Below are 18,985 nucleotides of genomic sequence, written 5' to 3'. Positions count from 1 at the left end.
GATCGGCTCAGACGCGCAGGGCCGAGGCGGGCTGCACCTCGTTGCGGAGCACGATCGTGCGGGCCGGCTGGGTGTCGCCGCCGATGCGCTCGAGCAGCATCCGGGCCGCCGTGACGCCCATGTGGCGCGCGGGCAGCCGCACGACCGTCACCGCGGTCGGCGACAGCGTGGTGAAGGGCAGGGAGCCGATGACGGCGACGCCGACCTTGGGCGGGGTGAGCCCCCGCTCGGTGAGCACCTGGATCGCCCCCACCCCGATGAGGTTGTTTCCGGCGACGACGGCGTCGGGCGGCTCGGGCAGAGCGAGCAGCTCCTCCATCGCCGCACGACCGCCGTCCACGCGGAAGGTCGCGAAGCGCGCCAGAGACTCGATGTCGGCATCCGGCTGCGCGGCCGACAGGGCGGAGCGCCACCCGGCCGCACGCTCGGCGGCGGTGTCGATGTGCTCGGGGCCGCCGATGTAGGCGATACGGCGGTATCCCGCGTTGATCAGGTCCTGTGTCGCCGAGGTGCCGGCGGCGCGGTTGGCCATGACGACCCCGTCGATGTCGTAGCTCGTGCTGCGGTCGACGGCCACCACCGGCCGCCCCGTCGCGAGGATCTCATCGAGGCTGGTGCCCTCGTCGGCGGTCGCGATGATGACGCCCGACATGTGCTCGGCGACCGCGATGCGCAGGTAGGTCGCCTCCTTCACGGTCTGCGAATCGGAGTTGCACAGCACGACGGAGTACCCGGCCTCGGAGGCGACGTCCTCGACGCCGCGGGCCATCTCGGTGAAGTAGGGGTTCTCGATGTCGGGGATGACGAGGGCGATGACCTCGGAGCTCTGACGACGGAGCGTGCGCGCGGTGCGGTTCGGCGTGAAGTTCAGCTTCGCCGCGGCATCCCGCACGGCGGCCACCTTCTCGTCGGAGACGCTCGTGCCGTTGAACACGCGCGAGACCGTCGCGGGAGAGACACCCGCGAGCGCCGCGACGTCGTAGATCGTAGCCATGCCCACCCTCACTGCTGCCCCGACCCCGTCGGAGATGAAAGCAACAGTAGCGCGCAGGAGGGCGATCTATGGCGTTCAGGAGTGAAATCGATTACATTGGCGCTCATGACTTTCACACCCTCCGATCTGGCATCCCTCGCAGCGCTGCGCCCCGTGCAGACGCGGTCGATCTCGCCGGAGAACTTCGATGGATCCGCTGGGGGCGGGGGCCGGGCGACCGAGGGAACGGGGGCCTCGTGCGCCCGCGACCTCGGCCCCGGCTGGAAGATCTCGCCGAGCGTCGACGTGAAGGCGGGAGAGACCTTCGACCTCGCCCGCATCCAGGGATCGGGCAAGATCACGCACATCTGGATCACCACCCACACCGACAACTGGCGCACGCTCCTGCTGCGCGCCTACTGGGACGGCGCCGACGAGCCGGCCGTCGAGGTCCCCTACGGCGACTTCTTCTGCAACGGCTGGGGCGTCTTCGCGCAGGTGAACTCGCAGGCCATCGCCGCGAACCCGCACGGCGGCTTCAACTCGTACTGGCCCATGCCGTTCCGCGACGGCGCGCGCCTCACGATCGAGAACACCTCAGACGTCGACGTGCGCATCTACTACCAGGTGACGTACGAGATCGGCGGCGACCACTCGAACGACGCGTACTTCCACGCGCAGTGGCGGCGCTCGAACCCGCTCGAGGACCTCACACCCCACGTCATCCTGGAGGGCATCGAGGGCCAGGGCCAGTACGTCGGCACCTACGTCGCCTGGGGCGTGAACTCCAACGGCTGGTGGGGCGAGGGCGAGATCAAGTTCTACCTCGACGATGACACCGAGTACCCCACCATCTGCGGAACCGGCACCGAGGACTACTTCGGCGGCGCGTGGAACTTCGACATCCCCGGCAAGGGATACACCGAGTTCTCCACGCCCTACCTCGGGATGCCGCAGGTCATCACACCCGATGGGCTGTACGTGAGCCAGCAGCGGTTCGGCATGTACCGCTGGCACCTGCTCGACCCGATCCACTTCGCGACCGGCATCCCGAAGGTCGACATCCAGGCCCTCGGATGGCGCAGCGGCTGGCGTTACCTGCCGCTCCGCGACGACATCGCCTCCACGGCGATGTTCTACCTCGACCGCCCCACGGCTCGTCGGCCGAAGACGCCGACCGCAGACGACCTGGAGGTGCACCTAGGCACGGCCCCGGTGCCCGACATCGGGGCGACCCCGCCGCGCGAGCCGCGGAGCTGACGGAGGGCGGATGCTGTTCTCGCTGACCGGTGCGAGCGGCGCGGGCAAGTCGACCGTGCTGGCGCACCTCGAGACCGTGGACTGGGGAGTCCCGGTCCGCTGCGTGGAGTTCGACTCGATCGGGGTTCCCGACGGGGCGGACACCGCGTGGCGGCACGGCGCCGTCGAGCGCTGGGTTCAGCAGGCGCTGATCGCCCAGGCCGACGGCGCCCACGTGCTGCTGTGCGGCCAGGTGCCGATGGGCGAGCTCCTCGCCGCGCCCTCGGCCGATCAGCTCGACGGCATCCGCGTGTGCCTGCTCGACTGCTCCCCTGACGTGCGCACGGAGCGGCTGGTGCACCGCGGCGAGCATCTGGAGGCGATCGTGCACCACAACCGCTTCGGCGAGTGGTTCCGCGCGCACACCCTCGACCCCCGGCACGCCCCGGAGGTGATCCGTGTCGCGAGCCCCCTGCCGATGCGGTGGGAGCGCTGGGCCGACCTGGAACCGGGAGACCCGCGGTGGGCGGCCGAGATCATCGACACGGACGCGCTGACCCCGCGGGAGGTCGCGGCATCCGTCGAGTCCTGGGTGAGCCGCGAGCTCGCCGCCGTGTGATCACCCGCCCTTCCCCACCTCTCTCCCGCCCCGAGCCCCTCCGCCTCCGCCTCCGCCTCCGCCTCCGGGCACAGTTTCGGATCTCGGACGCGACACCCCGGCAAAACGACAGATGCCGCGGCGTGTCAGCCGCGGCATCCGAAACCGTGCCCGGTGAGACGGGCGATCCGGCTCAGGCCAGCCAGGCGGGCGCGCGGCCGCGAAGGAAAGCGCCGTCGAGCGAGAAGCGTCCGGCGCCGGTGAACGCGAGCGCGAGGGCCGCGACGCCGAGGACGGCGACGAACTCGTAGCCGCCTTCGCCGACCCAGAGGCCGGCCGGGAGGTGCACGGCGACGATCGCGACGAGCATGTCGATCGCCAGCAGGATGCCGACGGGACGGGTGAACAGGCCAAGGGCGAGCAGGATGCCGCCGATGAGCTCGACGAACGCGACGACGGGCGCCGCGATCTCGGGGAGCGGGACTCCCATGTCGGCGAAGCTGCCGATGGTCCCCGGGAGGGTGTACTCGAAGATCTTCTGCGCACCGTGGGCGGCGAAGATCAGGCCGACCACGACGCGCAGGACGAGGAGTCCCAGCGAGGCGGAGGCGGAGGGGGCGGTGGTGTTCGTCATGAGGAGTTCTTCCTTCGTGGCAGGACACCCGCGCGCCAGGCGCGGAGCAGGGTCGTTCCCTGCCGACCACGCTAGGAAGCGGTTCTATCCGTCTCCTGTGCGTGTGACGCCCCGTTACCGCTCGCTCCATCGGCGCGCCCGCACGGCCCGCTCCACGTCGTCACGTCATCCACCTCGCCATGGCATCCCGGAGAAGAGGGATCTGCTGCCCGTACAGGTCGCGCGCCTCACGCGCCCACGAGCTCTGCCCTCCGTCCCGCTCGACCTGGCGAAGCTCATGGCAGATCGCCGTCGCCCAGTTCAGGATGCCGTCGGCCGTCATCGCCATCCGAGCGCCGAGGAAGGTCGACCGCAACGACTCGGCCCTCCACCCGTTCACGAGCAGCGTCGCCCAGTCCAGGCCGTTCACGGCGCTCCGCCCCGACCACTCGAAGTCGATCACGCCGACGCCGCCTGCGTCGACGATCACGTTCGACGGGATGAGGTCCCCATGCTGGAATCGTCGGTCTGCGCGTCGTTCGTGCTCGCCGAGGAGGTCGATCTCCGCCGTGCTGAGAAGGCCGCGCTCGCGCCCCCAGCCGAGTCGACGGCGATAATCGACCCGATGTCCGTCCACCGGAGACTCCCACCCGGCGGTGGAGAGCGCGAGGTCGAGGCACTGCTGCGCGGTCGTCGGCGGGACGTGGCGGTCGAGGATCTTCCCCTCGCCGAGCACTGCACCGTCGAGGCGACGCAACACCATCCCCTCCGACCCCCAGGAGACGAGTCGCGGGGCCCGAAAGGGCGGGGGTACGACCTCCATGGCGAGATAGTGCAGCGCCTCGTTGACGGATCGCTCGCGAGAACGCCCCGTCTTGACGACGACCTCTGCCGAACCACTGTCCATGGCCCCTCCTCGCCGCGCACCCGCCACGCGCACCGCGCGGCGGACTCAGACGAGCCCCTGCACCCGGAACTGCTCGGAGTGGTAGACGCTGTTGTTGTCGGTGCGCCACTGGCTGACGCTGAGGTGGAGGTCGGACAGCGTCGACCCGGGGATGATGTATCCGCCGTAGAGCTGCGCCACGTGCGAGGCGTCCTCCTGGTTCCACTCCGACCCCGTGAGCAGGGTGGTCTTCGTGGCCGTGTAGAGGTTGTCGGTGGGCGTGTTCAGCACCATCGCGTCGATCCGGTACGCGCCGGAGTTGAACCACGTGAGGATCCACTTGCCGCCGAGGGGCCGCAGGCACATCTCGCCGAACGTGCCGCCCAGCACCTCGGTGACCGGCTTGCCCCATCCCCACGAGCCGTTCGCGTATCCCCAGGGCTGGTAGGCCGACAGCGTGGTCATGTTGTTCGACGGCACCCGGTAGAGCACGATGCCCTTGTCGCGCTGGAAGCCGGTGCCGTAGATGTACACGTAGCCGTCGTTGCCCTCGCCCCACGTGATGCACTGGAACTTGCCGCCGGCCATATCCGCGGGGAACTGCAGCCCGGTGTGCTGCCAGGTCGCGCCGTTGTCGTCGGACTTCCACAGCTCGGTCCAGCGCACCGTGCCGAACTGCGGGCCGTTGACGATCGCGTGCAGGTACATCCGCGAGCCGATCGTGATGACGTCCGACGGGATGACGGTCGTGAAGTAGTTGTCGTGCGGGTAGTACCAGAGCTGCGGGGCCGTGCCCTGCGTGTTCGCGCCGGCACCCGCGCAGCCGTTGAACGTGACGCCGGAGACGAGGTTCGTGGTCGACGAGTACAGCGCCACCGGCGAGCGCCAGTTCGCGCCGCCGACGTGGTCGGCCCAGGTGTCGCCGAACATGAACAGCATCCGTCCGTCCGGCGTGCGCGCGGGGATGCCGAGATCCGTCGCCCCCACCCCGTACTGCAGGGGCGCCTGGGTTCCGGCCAGCACCTTGACCCTCGTCACGGTGAGACCGGCGGCGGATGCCGGTGGCGCGGGGGCCGTCGCGGCGATGAAGGCCGCGCCGATCACCGCTGCTCCCTGGATGAGTCCTCGGCGGCTGATGCCGCGCTCGTTCGTGCTCTCGGTCTCCATCGACCGCTCCTCTCGTCACCGCATGGGTACTGCTACTTGAGACCTGCCATCTTGATGTTGCCGATGATCTGCCGCTGGAAGATCAGGAAGAGGATGATGACCGGGGCCGCGGCCAGCACGGAGCCGGCCATGAGCAGTCCCAGCTCGGTGCTGCGCTCGGAGCGGAACGTCGCGAGGTACTGCTGCAGCACGAACTTCTCCGGCGAGGTGATCGTGAGGATCGGCCAGACGTACGAGTTCCAGTAGGCCAGGAAGGCGGTGATCCCCATCACGACGAACGGCGGCTTGGAGAGCGGCAGGAAGATCCGCCAGAAGATGCCGAACCTGCCGCAGCCGTCGAGCATCGCCGCCTCTTCGAGGCTCTTCGGGATGTTCAGGTAGAACTGCCGGATGAAGAACACCATGCCCGCGCTCGCGAGCCCGGGGATCACGAGCACGGCGAGCGTGTCGAGCATCGCCAGCCGGGTGACGACGATGAAGCTGGTGAGCAGGATCGTCATGCCGGGGATGAACATGGTCGTGATGATGATCGCCCAGATCAGTCCCTTGAAGCGGAAGTCCAGCCGCGCGAAGGCGTACGCCGCGAGCGAGTTCACCGCGAGGCTGCCGACCGTGAACAGCACGGCCCCGAAGAACGTCCAGATCATCGTCCGGAGGAAGGTCGGGTCGGCGAGGATCTGCGCGTAGTTCTGCCACAGCCAGACCTCGGGGAAGAACTGGAACGGCGTCTCGACGACCTCGGTCTTCGACTTGAAGCCGGCGATCACCATCCAGGCGAGCGGGAACAGCGACGCGACCACGAACAGCGCGCCGACGATCACCTTGCCGAGGAGGACGAGCCATCCTCCGGCGCTGCGCGGCGTCCGCGTCGAACGCGGCTCCTTGCCGGCGAGGACGATGCGGGTGGTCTCCTGCATGACGGCCATCAGTCCACCAGCCTCTCGGAGTTGACGAACTTGAACACGAGGGCGGAGATCGTCCCCAGCACGACGAACAGCAGCAGCGCCGCCGCGATCGAGTAGCCGACGTTCACGTCGTTGCGGAAGTGGTTGAAGATGAAGAGGTTCGGCAGCGTCGTCGAGTCGAGCGGTCCGCCCTGGGTCATGACGAGGGGCAGCTCGAACTGCTGGATCGCCGCGACGAAGCCGGTGATGAGCAGGTACAGCACGACGTTCTTCATCTGCGGGATCGTGATGTACGAGGTCTTCTGCCACCAGTTGGCGCCCTCCATCGCGGCCGCCTCGTAGTACTCGGCGGGGATGTCGACCATCGCGGCGACCATGATGAGGGAGGTGAGGCCCATGCCCAGCCAGATCGCGGGCACGGCCACGGCGATCAGCGCCCACTTCGGGTCGCCGATCCAGGCGATCGGCTCGATGCCGAAGTTCCCGAGGAACGCGTTCAGGAGTCCGCCGGAGTAGTTGTAGATGAGCACGAAGATGATCGAGGCGATCACGGCGGAGATGATCGTCGGGATGTAGATGCTGACCTTCAGGATGCTCGCCGCCCGACGCGACACGGCGACCACGAGGCTCGCGAAGAAGAAGGCCAGCACGAGCATCACCGGCACCGTGAGGAGCACGAACGCGAAGCCGCGTCCGATCGTGGCGAGGAACAGCGGATCCTTCAGGACGTTGGCGTAGTTGCGGATGCCGACGAACTCGGGATCCTTGTAGAAGCTCCAGTCCTGGAAGGACAGGTATCCGGCGTACACCGCCGGCCAGATGACGAAGATCCCCAGCAGCACCACGACCGGCAGCAGGAACCAGTAGGCGGTCCTGTTGTCGCGGTATCGATAGCGGTTCTTCCTGCGCCGGGTCTCCCGGCGCTCCTCCACAGCCTGGCTGGCCATATCCACCTCGTCGTGCTCTCGGGGCGTCGTCCCGCCCGGGGCCGCTGGGGCCCCGGGCGGTCACGCGGGCAGGGTCAGTTCTTCGGGGCCTTGTCCGGCAGCCCGTCGCGGTCGATCACGGTCTGGATCGCGGCGTTCGCGGTCTTGATCGCGTCGTCCACGGAGGCGGAGCCCTTCATGACCGACTCCATCGCGGTGCCGACGGCCAGGTTCACATCCCACGGGTAGGTGGAGCCGGCGATGGCGTCGGGGGCGATCTCGTCGACGATGACCTTCGACCAGGGGGCCTTCGCGGCCTCCTCGCTCGCGGCGACGGCATCCTGCACCGACTGCCGCACGGGCACTTTGGTGAACTGCGTGTTCACGAAGAACGGCACGAGGTTGTCGGGGTCTCCGGCGATGGCCCATTCGAGGAACTTCCCGGCGGCATCCGCGTTCTTGGTCTTCGCGTCGACGACCCAGGTGAAGTTGCCCATGGTGGTGGCGGTGCGGCCGTCGGCGTCGGACGAGCTCGGGAAGCGGCCGACGCCGGTCTTGCCGAGCAGGTCGGCGTAGTCGGAGCCGATCTCCGACATCATCCACGAGCCGGAGACCTTGAACGCGACCTTCTGCTGTCCGAAGTCCTCGCCGGCGACGTAGGCCGCGAGGGGCTGCTTGGGCATGTAGCCCTTGTCCCACAGCACCTTGTACTGCTCCATGAGGGCGCGGTAGCCCTTGTTGTCGATGTCGGGGGCCGACCAGTCATCGGTGAGCGCCAGGTGTCCGGCGAAGTTGTACTGCTGGCCGACCGTCGACCAGGCCATCGTCACGGCATCCTGCGCCGGGGAGATGCAGTACTGGCCGTCGCCGAGCGTGGGCTGGATCTTCGCGCAGGCGGCGAGGAGGTCGTCCCAGGTCTCGGGGGCCTTGCTGGAGTCGACGCCCGCGGCGTCGAGCATGTCGGTGTTCCAGAAGAGCACGGTCTGGGGCTCGAGGAGCAGCGGATACGCGTAGTGCTTGCCGTCGATCTCCGAGATGGAGGAGGCGATGTCGAGGATCTCGCCGATCGCGTCCTTCGAGACGATGGAGTCGAGCTCGTGCACGGAGCCCGCGTTCACGAGGTCGTGGAGGTTGGCGGAGCTGGTGTAGACGTCGGGCGCCTTGCCTGCGGCCTGCGCGGCCTTCATCTTCTGGTCCCAGGCGTCCGCCGGCACCTCGGTGTCGACGACCTTGATCTTGTCCTGCGAGGCGTTGAACTTCTTGACGATGTCGGCGTACCACTCGTTCTCCACGGGGGTGAACGTGCGATGCCAGAACTGCACGGTGGTGACGCCGTTCTCGCCGCCGCCTCCCGCCGACTCCCCCGGCGTGCCCGAGCCGCAGGCGGCGAGCATCGATCCGACCGTCAGCGCGCCGAGAGCGGCGATCGCCGTGCGGCGCGTGCGTGTGGTGATTCTCATGGGTTCCTCCTCAGGAACGGACTCCTCGTCGAGTCGCTGCTGTGTGCTCGGCTGCCGCCGAAGGGTTCCGGCCGCGCCGTCGATCTTCGGTGACCGGGTATGCGTCAGATTATGCGAAATCGATTTCATGCGCAAGGTCTCAGATGTGCTTCTCAGCCCTTCCGTTCGAGATCCGCCGAGAACCAGAACACGTTGTACGGTCCCCAGAGGGAGAGCGTGAAGTAGATCGTCCTGCCGTCGTCGCTCACGTAGCGCGGATTCAGGTAGGGCGAGTACAGCCCCGGGTAGTCCGCGCCCGGCACGAGTTCGATCGGGTCACCCCACGGCCCCCACGGCGTGATCCCCTCGCGGATGTAGGCGTTCCCGGCATCCGAGTAGGTCATGATCCAGCGCTCCAGGTACGTCGACCACATCACGGAGAGCTCGCCGATCGTGCCCTCGACGATGGTCTCCGCGTCCGCGAGATCACTGCTCCAGCGCGGGATCGCCCCGTCGGCGCCGGCGAAGTAGGAGTAGGCGGACTGGTCCTCGACCGCCTCCTCCGTCGCCCGAACGCGCATCAGCTGCACGCCGCCGAAGCGCCCCGAGGGGATCGACCAGAAGTAGATCCAGTCCTCGCCCCCTTCGCTCACGCGCGCCGTGGCGACCTGCACGAAGTTCGAGTCCCCCGGCCATTCGACGCCCTCGACGGGCTGCCAGGTCGTGCCGTCGTCGCGCGACACGATCAGCGCCGAGCGGTTCGCATCCCAGGCGCCCGGCTCTCCCCAGAACCGCACGGACATGTACGACACGTAGATCGCATCGCCGACTGTGAAGCCGTATGTCGGGATCTTCGTCACCTCTCCCCCCGCCCCGTTGGCGTCGTGATCGCCCTCGATCAGTGCGGCGGCCAGGCCGACGTCATCCGTCACCCAGCCATCGAACGAGATGCCGTCGGAGGGGTCGTCGTCGGTGCTCCAGGCCGCGACGTTCGACCGCCAGAAGCCGCCCTGCCCGCCGATCGACTCGGGGTCGCGCTCCCCGAACGTGTCGCCGAACAGGAAGAGTGTGCGGTCACCGACGTCGACCATGGATCCGAGATCGGTGCCGGCGACGGACACGGATGCCGTGTCGTTCATGGCGTCCGGACCGGTGAGCTGCGCGATCTCGGTGAGGCCGGAGACGCCGTCGAGCACGAAGGGCCTGTCGGGGTTCGGGTCGACGCTCACGCCCGATCCCCCTGCGCATCCGGCGAGCGCCAGAGCGAGGACGACGGATGCGGCGACGGCGGTCCTGCGGGGTGCTGCGGTGACGGACATGATCCTCCTCGATCGGCGACGGTCATGGACCCGAATCTAGCGAAATCGATTTCAAGACACTAGGGTCTTCGGCATGTCCGATTCCGACTCGACCCCGTGGTTGCGCCCATCCCGCAGCGCCTCCTCCGAGCCCCGGTGGGGGCACCCGGACGGCCTCCAGATCGGCATCGCGCCGATCCCCGGGCCGCGCGGCCTCCTCCGCGTGTTCACCCCGTACCTCGATCACCCGCGCGAACGGCTGGTGAACTTCGTCGCTGTCGAGCCGATCGTGCAGGGCGGCTCGGAGCGCGGATTCTCCGAGCTGGAGGCGAGCAGCCTCGACCCCGGCCAGCGCGGCAAGAGGTTCTGGTCGGCCGACTCGTCCGACCTCGCCGAGCAGGAGCCAGACGCCCCGCCGGCCCGCGGCGTGATCGATGCCATCGACGGCGTCGAGACGCTGACCGTGTGGATCGGCGTCGGGCGCTTCGACAGCGGCGCCGACGTCAGAGTGCGGGTGCGGCTCCGGGCCGACCGACCGCACGAGGTCGAGCTCGCGGGGTTCGCGAACGCGGCATCCGCTCCGCTGTCGCACCTGATCCTCACCGCGACCATGGGCAACTGGGCGCGCCTGCGCCGCCTGCACCTCGCCGGGCGCGTGGTGGCACCCGCCGAGCTGTGGCCCGGATTCTCCGGCACCGGGTTCGCGGAGCACGCGCGCTTCCCTCTCGACGCCCTGACGCGCGACGGGGATGCCGCGATCGTGAGCGCCACCGGAGATGAAGACGACCCGTGGTCGGTCGAGTACTCCGCCGACACGGCCGACCACTGGCGCTTCCTCGGACGGAGGGCGGTGCAGTCCTGGCGCGTCGACGACCCCCATCCGGCTCTCGAGGCGCTGGTCAACGCACGGTGGTCGTACTGGGCGAGCGCCTCGCCCATCCCCGGCGGTCCCGCCTACGAGAACGTCGAGGTCGTGGAGCCGTTCCGGCAGGGCGCCGCGCTCCGGTTCTCGGTCGAACCCGTGGACTGATCACGACGCCGGGTCGCCCCACCATCCCGGGCACAGCTGCGGAGCCGATGCCCGACACGCCGCGAGACGCTTCGGATGCCGCGGCATGTCGGCCGCGGCATCCGAAGTTGTGCCCACCGGGGCATCCGAAGCCGGGCCCGGGCCCCTTCAGACCCGGCCCGGGGCGCAGAGAAAGGCGGCCTGCCCTCGAGATCGAGGACAGGCCGCCGCAGTCATGGGTGACTCAGGAGCAGAGTTCCTGCAGCTTCAGTCCCGACTCCTGGATCGCGGTCGACGAGGCCGTGAGCTTCTCGGTCGCCTTGGCGGCGCTGGACGGGTCTTCTGCGACGTCCTTCATGAGGGTCGCCAGGTCGCTGTAGGCGTCGGTGAACTTGTCGAACACGGGCTTGACCTCCGTGTTGGTGACCTTCTCGGCGAGCTTCTGGAACTCGTCATTGACCCCGGCCAGCGCCTCGGCTGCAGCCTTCGGGTCGGTCGCCGCCTCGGTCATGGCGGTCTGGGCCTCGGTGCTGATCTCCTGACCCTTGTCGTTGATCAGCTTGCAGGCGTCGGCCACCGACTGGCCCCCTCCGGAGCATCCGGTCAGTCCCACGGCGATCGCGATCGCAGTGATGAAAAGCGCGCCCTTGCGTGCTGTACGCATAATGTCCTCCTCCAGTCACGCAGAAGGCTTCTCGCGCCCCCCGCTATGAAGAATCTATTGCATGTCGATGAATTCGAGAATCTGCGGACGCGGCACCACGAGCGGAGACCCCGCGTGTGGACCGTGCACGGCGGCCGGTCGGATGCGTGAGCCGAGGAGAGCGGTCACGCTGACCGGCGCCCTCAGCCCGACTCCGTAGACTCGCCGGGTGGCGCGAACCCGCGCGGGGAAGGGGCAGAGGCGAAGGTGAGGGCACGAGCGGTCTTCGGCGTGCTGCGTCTCGCCGCGGCGGCCGCCTGCGTCGTCGCCCTCGTGCACCGGCTGTTCTGGGGCCTCAGCTCGCGCACGATCGCCGGAGAGAACTTCTTCGCCTACCTCACCGTGCAGTCGAACTGCGCACTCGTCGTGGTGCTCCTGATCGGCGGAGCGCTGGCGTTCCTCCGCGCGACGGACCCCCGCTGGTTCTCCGTCTGCCTGGCGCTCGTCCTCACGTGGACGATCACCGCGGGCCTCGCGTTCGCGCTGATCGTGTGGCAGGCCGGCATCCGCGGCATCCGCGTGGACGTGCCGTGGTCCGACCAGCTGCTGCACTTCTGGCTCCCCGCGTGCACGGCGCTCGCCTGGGCGCTGACCCCGGGGCACCGTGAGGTGCCGTGGTGGGTCGTGCCCGCGTCGCTCGCGTTCCCCCTCGCGTGGGGCGCCGTGACGCTGTGGCGCGGTCCGCTCGTCGGCTGGTATCCGTACTACTTCCTCGACCCGCGGCAGGTCTCGGGGCCGCCGGAGTTCCTGCTCACCAGCGCCGTCGCCCTCGCGATCTTCGCACTGGTCGCGACGGCGATCGTGCTCATCAGCCGGACGCGTCGGGGGCGCACCGACGCCGCGTGAGCAGAGCTCAGCTCGCTGGTGCGAGGAACGGCGCCAGGGATGCCGCGGCCGCGGCGAGCACGGCGTCGTCGTCGAGGTCGGCGAAGTCCGCCGCATCCGCACCGCCGACGAGGCCGACCAGGATGTTCTCGCCCGTGAGCGGCGCGAGGTTGAACCAGGTGCGGATGGTCGCGTCGCCTCCGACGACATGCCAGATGGCGGCATCGGTGACGAGCAGCGGCTCCTCGAAACGCAGCCAGACCGTCTCGATGAAGCCCATGCTCAGATCCGCGATCGCGCCGCGCTGACCGAAGGGCAGCTTCGGCGAGAACTCGATGCCGTCGCTCTGCAGCACTCCGAGCGGCACGGTGATCACGACGCGATCGAACGACAGCGACTCGCCCGTCGCGATGCCGAGACTCACCCCCGCGTCGTCGTACGCGACGCGGCTGACGGGCGATGACAGGCTCGTCTTGACGTCGTCGAGCAGGTGGGCGGCGACCGCACCGAGATCGCCGAGCACCGCTGTTCGCTCTGCGGGAGGGATCACGGGAGGGAACCACGACGAGGCCTGGTCGGCGTCTGAGCCGGACGAGGCTGAGAGGGAGGCGAGCAGGGCGGCGAGGCCGGGCTCGGCGGGGTCGGCGCCCGCGTCGGTCAGGGCCTGCGCCAGCGGGATGTCGGCGGGGAGCGCCTGCGCCGAAGCGATCGCGTCGGTGAGCACCTGGTCGGCGACGGGTTCGACGTCGCCCTTCGTCGACTTCCAGAGGGATGCCGACAGCGACCCCGTGCGGATGTCGAGCGCGTTCAGCTGCTCGCTGACGTCGGCGTCCTGCGCGCCGAGGAGCCAGCCGCCGAGCTGAGCCGGCACCGGCCAGGACTCCTCATCGACGACGGACTGCACGCGTCCGCCGACACGGTCCCTGGCGTCGAAGACCGTGAGCTCGAAGCCCGTTCCCGAGAGCCGTGCGGCCGCTGCCGCCCCGGCGAGGCCCGCACCGACGATGGCGATGCGCTCTCCGTACTCGGCCGCGGCCAGCAGCTCCTCCGCTGCTCGCGTGCCAGAACGCAGCGCACCCGACATCGTTCCCGGAGCATCGGCATCCGTCGCCTCCCCGGCGAAGAACAGCCGCCCGTCGACGGGCGCGGCGAGGGCGTCGCGCGCGCTCGCCTGCACGCCGGCGGGAGTGAAGCTGGCCGACCCCAGGGCGAACGGATCGGAGGCCCACCTGCTGCGAGCGAAGGCGAGCGGAGCGATCGTGCTGCCGGTCGGGCGCGGCGACGGGGAGCGATCGGGCGTGGGAGACGGCGCCGGTTCCGGGGTGCAGGAGGCGAGCAGCACTCCCAGGACGCCGGCTCCGGCGCCGATCAGCAGAGTGCGACGCGTCATCCTCATCGTGACGCAACGATACCGCGCGCGCATCCGTCGTCCACACAGGGGCGAGGCCTACGTGTACTCCACCGTCCCCGCGATCGAGCTGGATCAGCCCGCTGACGGATCAGTCGCGCCCGCCCCCGGGATGCCACAGCACGACCTCGGTGGAGCGTCGGATGCGCCGGCCGCCGGGCATCGGGACGACACCGGCCGACCCCGCGGCGAAGACGCGGACGCCGGGGCGATTCTCCCGTTCGGCTCGCAGCGCCGTGTCGAGCTCGGTGACGCGGCGACGCAGCATCCGGTTCTCGTCTTCCAGGTCGAGCAGCCGTGCGATGGCGGGCAGGCTCACCCCTTCGGAGGAGAGCTGCGCGACCTCGCGGAGCTGCTCGATGTTGCGGGTCGAGTAGCGGCGGGAGCCGCCGGAGGTGCGCCCTGGCACGACGAGGCCGATGCGGTCGTACTGCCGCAGGGTCTGCGGGTGCATGCCGGCGAGCTCGGCCGCGACGGCGATCGCGAACACCGGGGTGTCGGCATCCATGCGCTGCTCAGCCATGACGCGTCACCCGCCCTCGGCCGTAGAGCGAGGCGCGGCCCGACGAGGCGCGCCCCAGGTCGTCGAGCGAGCGCGGCGACGAGACGGAACGCCCCGCTGTGGGACGTCCCGTCTCGCTTCGCCCGCTCGACGACCGGAGGGATCTCATCGCCGCGCCTTCGCCATGAGGTCGGCGCGCGGGTTCTCGTTCGGCTCCAGCGACTGGAACTTCTCGAGTGCCTCGCGGGCCGCCTCGTCGAGGTGCGACGGCACGGCGATCTGCAGCTCGGCGAGCAGGTCGCCTGTGCCCTTGGTGGTGGTGACGCCGCGTCCCTTGACGCGCAGCACGCGTCCGGACGGCGTGCCGGGGGCCACGCGGAGCTTGACCGTGTCGCCGCCGAGCGTCGGCACCTCGATGGTCGCGCCGAGCGCGGCCTCGGTGAACGTCACCGGCACCACGACGCGGAGGTTGAGGCCCTCGCGCGTGAAGACCGGATGCGGGCGCACCGCGATCTGCACGACGATGTCGCCGTTCTCCCCGCCGTCCGGCGAGGGGCGACCGCGGCCGCGCAGCTTGATCTTCTGCCCGTCGGCGACGCCCGCGGGGATCTTCACCTTGAACGGCTTGCCGTCTTCGCCCTGCAGCGTGATGGTCTCGCCCTGCACGGCCGTGGCGAAGTCGAGCGTGGTGCGCGCCGTCACGTCGGCGCCGCGCTGCGGGCCTCCGTAGCCGCGGAAACCGCCCGACGTCTGGCCGAAGCGACCGGTGCCGAAGCTCCCGCCGCCCTGATTGAACATCGAGAAGATGTCCTCGAAGTCGGCCGTCTGGCCGCGGCCCTGCTGCCCGAACCGGCTGAACACGTCTTCGAAGCCGCCTGCGCCCTGACCGCTCGCCGTGAAGCGGGCGCCAGAGCCCATGGCGCGGATCTCGTCGTACTCCTTGCGCTGTTCGGCATCGGAGAGCACCGAGTACGCCTCGCTGATCTCCTTGAACTTCGCCTCGGCCGCGGCATCCCCCTGATTGGAGTCGGGGTGGTACTTGCGGGCGAGCTTGCGGTACGTCTTCTTGAGATCGGCGTCGCTGACGTCCTTCGAGACCCCGAGGGTCTTGTAGAAGTCCTTGTCGAACCAGTCCTGGCTAGCCATCGATCACCTGCCTACTCAGCCGGTACAGCGACGACGACCTTCGCAGGGCGCAGCTCGACGTCTCCGAGGCGGTATCCCACCTCGACGACCTCGAGGATCGTGGTCTTCTCGGCACCCGGGGTGGGCTGCTGGAAGATCGCCTCGTGGCGCTGCGGGTCGAACTCCTCGCCCGCCTCACCGTAGGAGACGACTCCGAGCCGCTCGGCGACTCCGCGCACCTTGTCGGCGATCGCGGCGAAGGGCGTACCCTCGACCAGATCGCCGTGCTGGGCGGCGCGGCCGAGGTCGTCGAGCACCGGGATGAGGCCCTTGGCGGCCTCGCCCTTCGCCCGCTCGATCTCGACCTGGCGCTGCTCCTCGGTGCGGCGACGGTAGTTCGCGTACTCGGCCTGGAGGCGCTTGAGGTCGTTCAGCAGCGTGGACTCGAGGTCGGCGAGCACGGCGTCCTCCGCCGCGGCCTCACCGGTCTGCTCGGTGCCCAGGATGTCGTCGACCGTGAGCTCCTCGTCGGAGCCCTCCGCGGCCCTGGCTTCGGTGGAGTCCGGGTTCTGCGGCGCGGGGCCGGATGCCGCAGCATCCGACCCCTCGCTCCCAGGAACCTCGTTGTTGTCGAAGTTCTTGTCGGTCATGGTTACTTCTTCTCGTCCTCGTCGTCGACGACCTCGGCGTCGATGACGTCCTCGTCGGAGGAGGCATCGCCCGCGGGGGCCTCGCCCTCGGCGGCGCCCGGTGCGGGCTCAGCCTGGGACTGCGCGTAGATGGCCTCGCCCAGCTTGGACTGCGACTGGTTCAGCTTCTCGAACGCGGTCTTCACAGCCTCGTCGTCGTCGCCGGCCAGTGCCGTCTTGAGCGCGTCGACGTCGGCCTTGACCTCGGTCTTCACGTCTTCGGGCAGCTTGTCCTCGTTCTCGGAGATCAGCTTGTCGATCGAGTACGAGAGCGTCTCGGCCTGGTTGCGCACCTCGGCGGCCTCGCGGCGCGCCTTGTCTTCTGCGGCGTGCTCCTCGGCCTCGCGCACCATGCGCTCGATGTCCTCCTTCGACAGCGACGAGCCGCCGGAGATGACGATCGACTTCTCGGTGCCGGTGCCCTTGTCCTTCGCGGACACGTGCACGATGCCGTTGGCGTCGATGTCGAACGTGACCTCGATCTGCGGGATGCCACGGGGAGCCGGAGCGATGCCCGTGAGCTCGAACGTGCCGAGCGGCTTGTTGTCGCGGGTGAAGTCGCGCTCGCCCTGGAAGACCTGGATCGCGACGGACGGCTGGTTGTCGTCTGCCGTGGTGAAGGTCTCGCTGCGCTTGGTCGGGATGGCCGTGTTGCGCTCGATGAGCTTGGTCATCATGCCGCCCTTGGTCTCGATGCCGAGGCTCAGCGGGGTGACGTCGATGAGGAGGACGTCCTTGCGCTCGCCCTTCAGGACACCGGCCTGCAGAGCGGCGCCGACGGCGACGACCTCATCGGGGTTGACGCCCTTGTTGGCCTCCTTGCCGGTCTCGCGCTTGACGAGCTCGGCCACGGCGGGCATACGGGTCGATCCGCCGACGAGCACGATGTGGTCGATGTCGGCCACCTTGATGTTCGCCTCGCGGATGACGTCTTCGAAGGGCTTCTTGGTGCGGTCGAGCAGGTCCTTCGTGAGGTCCTCGAACTTCGCGCGGGTGATGGTCTCGCTCAGCGAGACGGGACCCGACTCGGTCAGCGACAGGTAGGGCAGGTTGATGCTCGTCGAGGTCGAGGAGGAGAGCTCCTTCTTGGCCTGCTCCGCAGCCTCCTTGAGACGCTGCAGGGCGATCTTGTCGCCCGAGACGTCGACGCCCGTGGTCTCCTTGAACTGCTTGATGAGGTAGTCGACGAGACGCTGGTCCCAGTCGTCGCCGCCGAGGCGGTTGTCACCGGCGGTCGAGCGCACCTGGATGGTGGAGAAGTCGTCGTCCTTGCCCACCTCGAGGAGGGAGACGTCGAAGGTTCCGCCGCCGAGGTCGAAGACGAGGATGAGCTCGTCCTCCTTGCCCTTGTCGAGGCCGTAGGCGAGGGCCGCAGCGGTGGGCTCGTTGATGATGCGCAGGACGTTGAGGCCCGAGATCTCGCCGGCCTCCTTGGTGGCCTGACGCTCGGCGTCGTTGAAGTACGCGGGGACGGTGATGACGGCATCCGTCACCGTGTCGCCCAGGTAGGCCTCGGCGTCGCGCTTGAGCTTCATGAGGATGCGCGCGGAGATCTCCTGCGGCGTCCACTTCTTGCCGTCGACGTCGAAGCTCCAGTCGGTGCCCATGTGGCGCTTGACGGACGAGATCGTGCGGTCGACGTTGGTGACGGCCTGGCGCTTGGCGGTCTCGCCGACGAGCACCTCGCCGTCCTTGGTGAATGCGACGACCGACGGGGTCGTGCGGAAGCCCTCGGCGTTGGCGATGACCTTCGGCTCGCCGCCCTCGAGGACGCTGACGACGGAGTTCGTGGTTCCGAGGTCGATTCCAACAGCACGTGCCATGTGTTCTCTCCTTGTGTTCGAAGTGTGTGGTGATCTGAAAAACCTGCGGCGACCAGGGAAACCTGAGTCGCGATGACTCAACTGTACTCCGACCCTCGGATGCTGTCAAACAAACTTGATATGAATCGGCTCAACTTTTCCCCTGAGTCGGACCGACGGCAGGATGGGTCCATGATCCGCGCCGTGCTCTTCGACCTCGACGGGGTCGTGCGCCACTTCGACCACGACGCCGACCTCGAACGCCGACACGGTCTCGACGAGGGCGACATCGCGCGCGTCGCCTTCGCCTCCCCTCTCATAGAAGAGGTCACGACCGGGCGCATCACCCGCGCCGAATGGATCGCGCGCATCGCCGAGCGAACCGCTCCCGCCGCCGCCGAGGAGTGGGGACGCACGCCGTTCCGCCTCGACCCCGAGGTGCTCGCGGTGATCGACGCGCTCAGGACCACCGGCATCCGCTGCATGATCCTCACCAACGGCACCGACACCATCCCCCGGGAGCTGAGGGACAGCGGGCTCGACGCCCACCTCGACGGCATCGTCAACTCCGCCGAGATCGGCTACGCCAAGCCGGATCCGCGCGCTTTCCAGTACGCACTGGATGCGCTGGAGCTCCGCGCGGAGGAGGTCTTCTTCACCGACGACTCCCCGTCCACGCTCACCGGGGCGGACGAGCTCGGCATCACGACGCACCATTTCACCGGCGTCCTGCCGCTGCGCCGGGCGCTCCTCGACGCGCAGATCGCCCTCCCTGCTCTCGACGACCGTCGATGACCGGGCACCAGTGCTGCCCCCGCCCATGAGGCTGCATCCCTGATCGATCCCGGCGCCGAGGAGAGCGGGAGCTAGAGTCTCAG

19 protein-coding genes are annotated in these 18,985 nt (G+C 68.9%); 5 read left to right on the top strand and 14 right to left on the bottom strand.

Features of this window, described 5'->3' with window-relative positions; all coding sequences use genetic code 11:
- Nucleotides 1–7: 7 nt before the first annotated feature.
- Nucleotides 8–994, bottom strand: a complete 987-nt coding sequence (locus MRBLWH10_RS18185) for a LacI family DNA-binding transcriptional regulator (RefSeq protein WP_105676385.1) — start codon at nt 992–994, stop codon at nt 8–10.
- Nucleotides 995–1,099: 105 nt separating this feature from the next.
- On the opposite strand from MRBLWH10_RS18185, the gene MRBLWH10_RS18180 reads away from it, so the two are divergent.
- Complete coding sequence (locus MRBLWH10_RS18180; protein WP_341941010.1) at nt 1,100–2,233, top strand: glycoside hydrolase family 172 protein; 1,134 nt, start codon at nt 1,100–1,102, stop codon at nt 2,231–2,233.
- A 10-nt stretch (nt 2,234–2,243) separates the two neighbouring features.
- Nucleotides 2,244–2,831 (top strand): hypothetical protein, encoded by a 588-nt coding sequence (locus tag MRBLWH10_RS18175; RefSeq protein WP_341941009.1) that lies wholly within the window; start codon nt 2,244–2,246, stop codon nt 2,829–2,831.
- Between the two features lie 172 nt (nt 2,832–3,003).
- On the opposite strand, the gene MRBLWH10_RS18170 is transcribed toward MRBLWH10_RS18175, so the two are convergent.
- The 7 genes from MRBLWH10_RS18170 to MRBLWH10_RS18140 all read right to left on the bottom strand — a co-directional run bounded on the left by MRBLWH10_RS18170 (nt 3,004) and on the right by MRBLWH10_RS18140 (nt 10,065).
- On the bottom strand, nt 3,004–3,444 hold the full coding sequence (locus MRBLWH10_RS18170) for a DoxX family protein (protein ID WP_105676389.1): 441 nt from the start codon (nt 3,442–3,444) through the stop codon (nt 3,004–3,006).
- Between the two features lie 160 nt (nt 3,445–3,604).
- A complete protein-coding gene (locus MRBLWH10_RS18165; RefSeq protein ID WP_341941008.1) occupies nt 3,605–4,330 on the bottom strand; it encodes a phosphotransferase in 726 nt (241 codons plus the stop codon).
- Between the two features lie 45 nt (nt 4,331–4,375).
- Complete coding sequence (locus MRBLWH10_RS18160) at nt 4,376–5,476, bottom strand: DUF4185 domain-containing protein (protein ID WP_105676391.1); 1,101 nt, start codon at nt 5,474–5,476, stop codon at nt 4,376–4,378.
- 32 nt (nt 5,477–5,508) lie between these two features.
- Nucleotides 5,509–6,402 carry a carbohydrate ABC transporter permease gene (locus MRBLWH10_RS18155; protein WP_105676393.1) on the bottom strand — a complete coding sequence of 298 codons (894 nt, stop codon included), beginning with the start codon at nt 6,400–6,402 and terminating at the stop codon, nt 5,509–5,511.
- Nucleotides 6,402–7,328, bottom strand: a complete 927-nt coding sequence (locus MRBLWH10_RS18150; protein WP_223585646.1) for a sugar ABC transporter permease — start codon at nt 7,326–7,328, stop codon at nt 6,402–6,404. The genes MRBLWH10_RS18155 and MRBLWH10_RS18150 overlap by 1 nt, the downstream gene beginning before the upstream one ends.
- A gap of 74 nt (nt 7,329–7,402) precedes the next feature.
- Nucleotides 7,403–8,767 (bottom strand): extracellular solute-binding protein, encoded by a 1,365-nt coding sequence (locus MRBLWH10_RS18145; protein WP_341941007.1) that lies wholly within the window; start codon nt 8,765–8,767, stop codon nt 7,403–7,405.
- Between the two features lie 152 nt (nt 8,768–8,919).
- Nucleotides 8,920–10,065 (bottom strand): DUF4185 domain-containing protein, encoded by a 1,146-nt coding sequence (locus MRBLWH10_RS18140; RefSeq protein ID WP_341941006.1) that lies wholly within the window; start codon nt 10,063–10,065, stop codon nt 8,920–8,922.
- Nucleotides 10,066–10,138: 73 nt separating this feature from the next.
- Between MRBLWH10_RS18140 and MRBLWH10_RS18135 the strand changes: the two genes are divergently transcribed.
- Nucleotides 10,139–11,074 (top strand): hypothetical protein, encoded by a 936-nt coding sequence (locus tag MRBLWH10_RS18135; RefSeq protein ID WP_341941005.1) that lies wholly within the window; start codon nt 10,139–10,141, stop codon nt 11,072–11,074.
- 223 nt (nt 11,075–11,297) lie between these two features.
- On the opposite strand, the gene MRBLWH10_RS18130 is transcribed toward MRBLWH10_RS18135, so the two are convergent.
- Nucleotides 11,298–11,717 (bottom strand): hypothetical protein, encoded by a 420-nt coding sequence (locus MRBLWH10_RS18130; protein ID WP_341941004.1) that lies wholly within the window; start codon nt 11,715–11,717, stop codon nt 11,298–11,300.
- Nucleotides 11,718–11,963: 246 nt separating this feature from the next.
- On the opposite strand from MRBLWH10_RS18130, the gene MRBLWH10_RS18125 reads away from it, so the two are divergent.
- Nucleotides 11,964–12,602, top strand: a complete 639-nt coding sequence (locus MRBLWH10_RS18125) for a Pr6Pr family membrane protein (protein ID WP_341941003.1) — start codon at nt 11,964–11,966, stop codon at nt 12,600–12,602.
- 7 nt (nt 12,603–12,609) lie between these two features.
- Here the strand turns inward: MRBLWH10_RS18125 and MRBLWH10_RS18120 are convergent, their stop codons facing one another.
- The 5 genes from MRBLWH10_RS18120 to dnaK all read right to left on the bottom strand — a co-directional run bounded on the left by MRBLWH10_RS18120 (nt 12,610) and on the right by dnaK (nt 18,128).
- Complete coding sequence (locus tag MRBLWH10_RS18120) at nt 12,610–13,971, bottom strand: FAD-dependent oxidoreductase (RefSeq protein WP_341941002.1); 1,362 nt, start codon at nt 13,969–13,971, stop codon at nt 12,610–12,612.
- Nucleotides 13,972–14,080: 109 nt separating this feature from the next.
- A complete protein-coding gene (locus MRBLWH10_RS18115) occupies nt 14,081–14,512 on the bottom strand; it encodes a MerR family transcriptional regulator (RefSeq protein WP_341941001.1) in 432 nt (143 codons plus the stop codon).
- Nucleotides 14,513–14,656: 144 nt separating this feature from the next.
- On the bottom strand, nt 14,657–15,637 hold the full coding sequence (locus tag MRBLWH10_RS18110; RefSeq protein WP_105676402.1) for a DnaJ C-terminal domain-containing protein: 981 nt from the start codon (nt 15,635–15,637) through the stop codon (nt 14,657–14,659).
- An 11-nt stretch (nt 15,638–15,648) separates the two neighbouring features.
- The gene (locus tag MRBLWH10_RS18105; RefSeq protein ID WP_341941000.1) at nt 15,649–16,266 is read right to left on the bottom strand and encodes a nucleotide exchange factor GrpE; all 618 of its coding nucleotides are present in this window, start codon (nt 16,264–16,266) and stop codon (nt 15,649–15,651) included.
- Nucleotides 16,267–16,268: 2 nt separating this feature from the next.
- Complete coding sequence (dnaK, locus tag MRBLWH10_RS18100) at nt 16,269–18,128, bottom strand: molecular chaperone DnaK (protein WP_341940999.1); 1,860 nt, start codon at nt 18,126–18,128, stop codon at nt 16,269–16,271.
- A 171-nt stretch (nt 18,129–18,299) separates the two neighbouring features.
- On the opposite strand from dnaK, the gene MRBLWH10_RS18095 reads away from it, so the two are divergent.
- Nucleotides 18,300–18,902 (top strand): HAD family phosphatase, encoded by a 603-nt coding sequence (locus MRBLWH10_RS18095; protein ID WP_341940998.1) that lies wholly within the window; start codon nt 18,300–18,302, stop codon nt 18,900–18,902.
- Nucleotides 18,903–18,985 lie beyond the last annotated feature (83 nt).

This window comes from Microbacterium sp. LWH10-1.2 (genome assembly GCF_038397765.1).
Taxonomy (GTDB): domain Bacteria; phylum Actinomycetota; class Actinomycetes; order Actinomycetales; family Microbacteriaceae; genus Microbacterium; species Microbacterium natoriense.
Note: the sequence above shows the minus strand (reverse complement) of the source record. Positions and strands in the feature narration are given on the sequence as shown.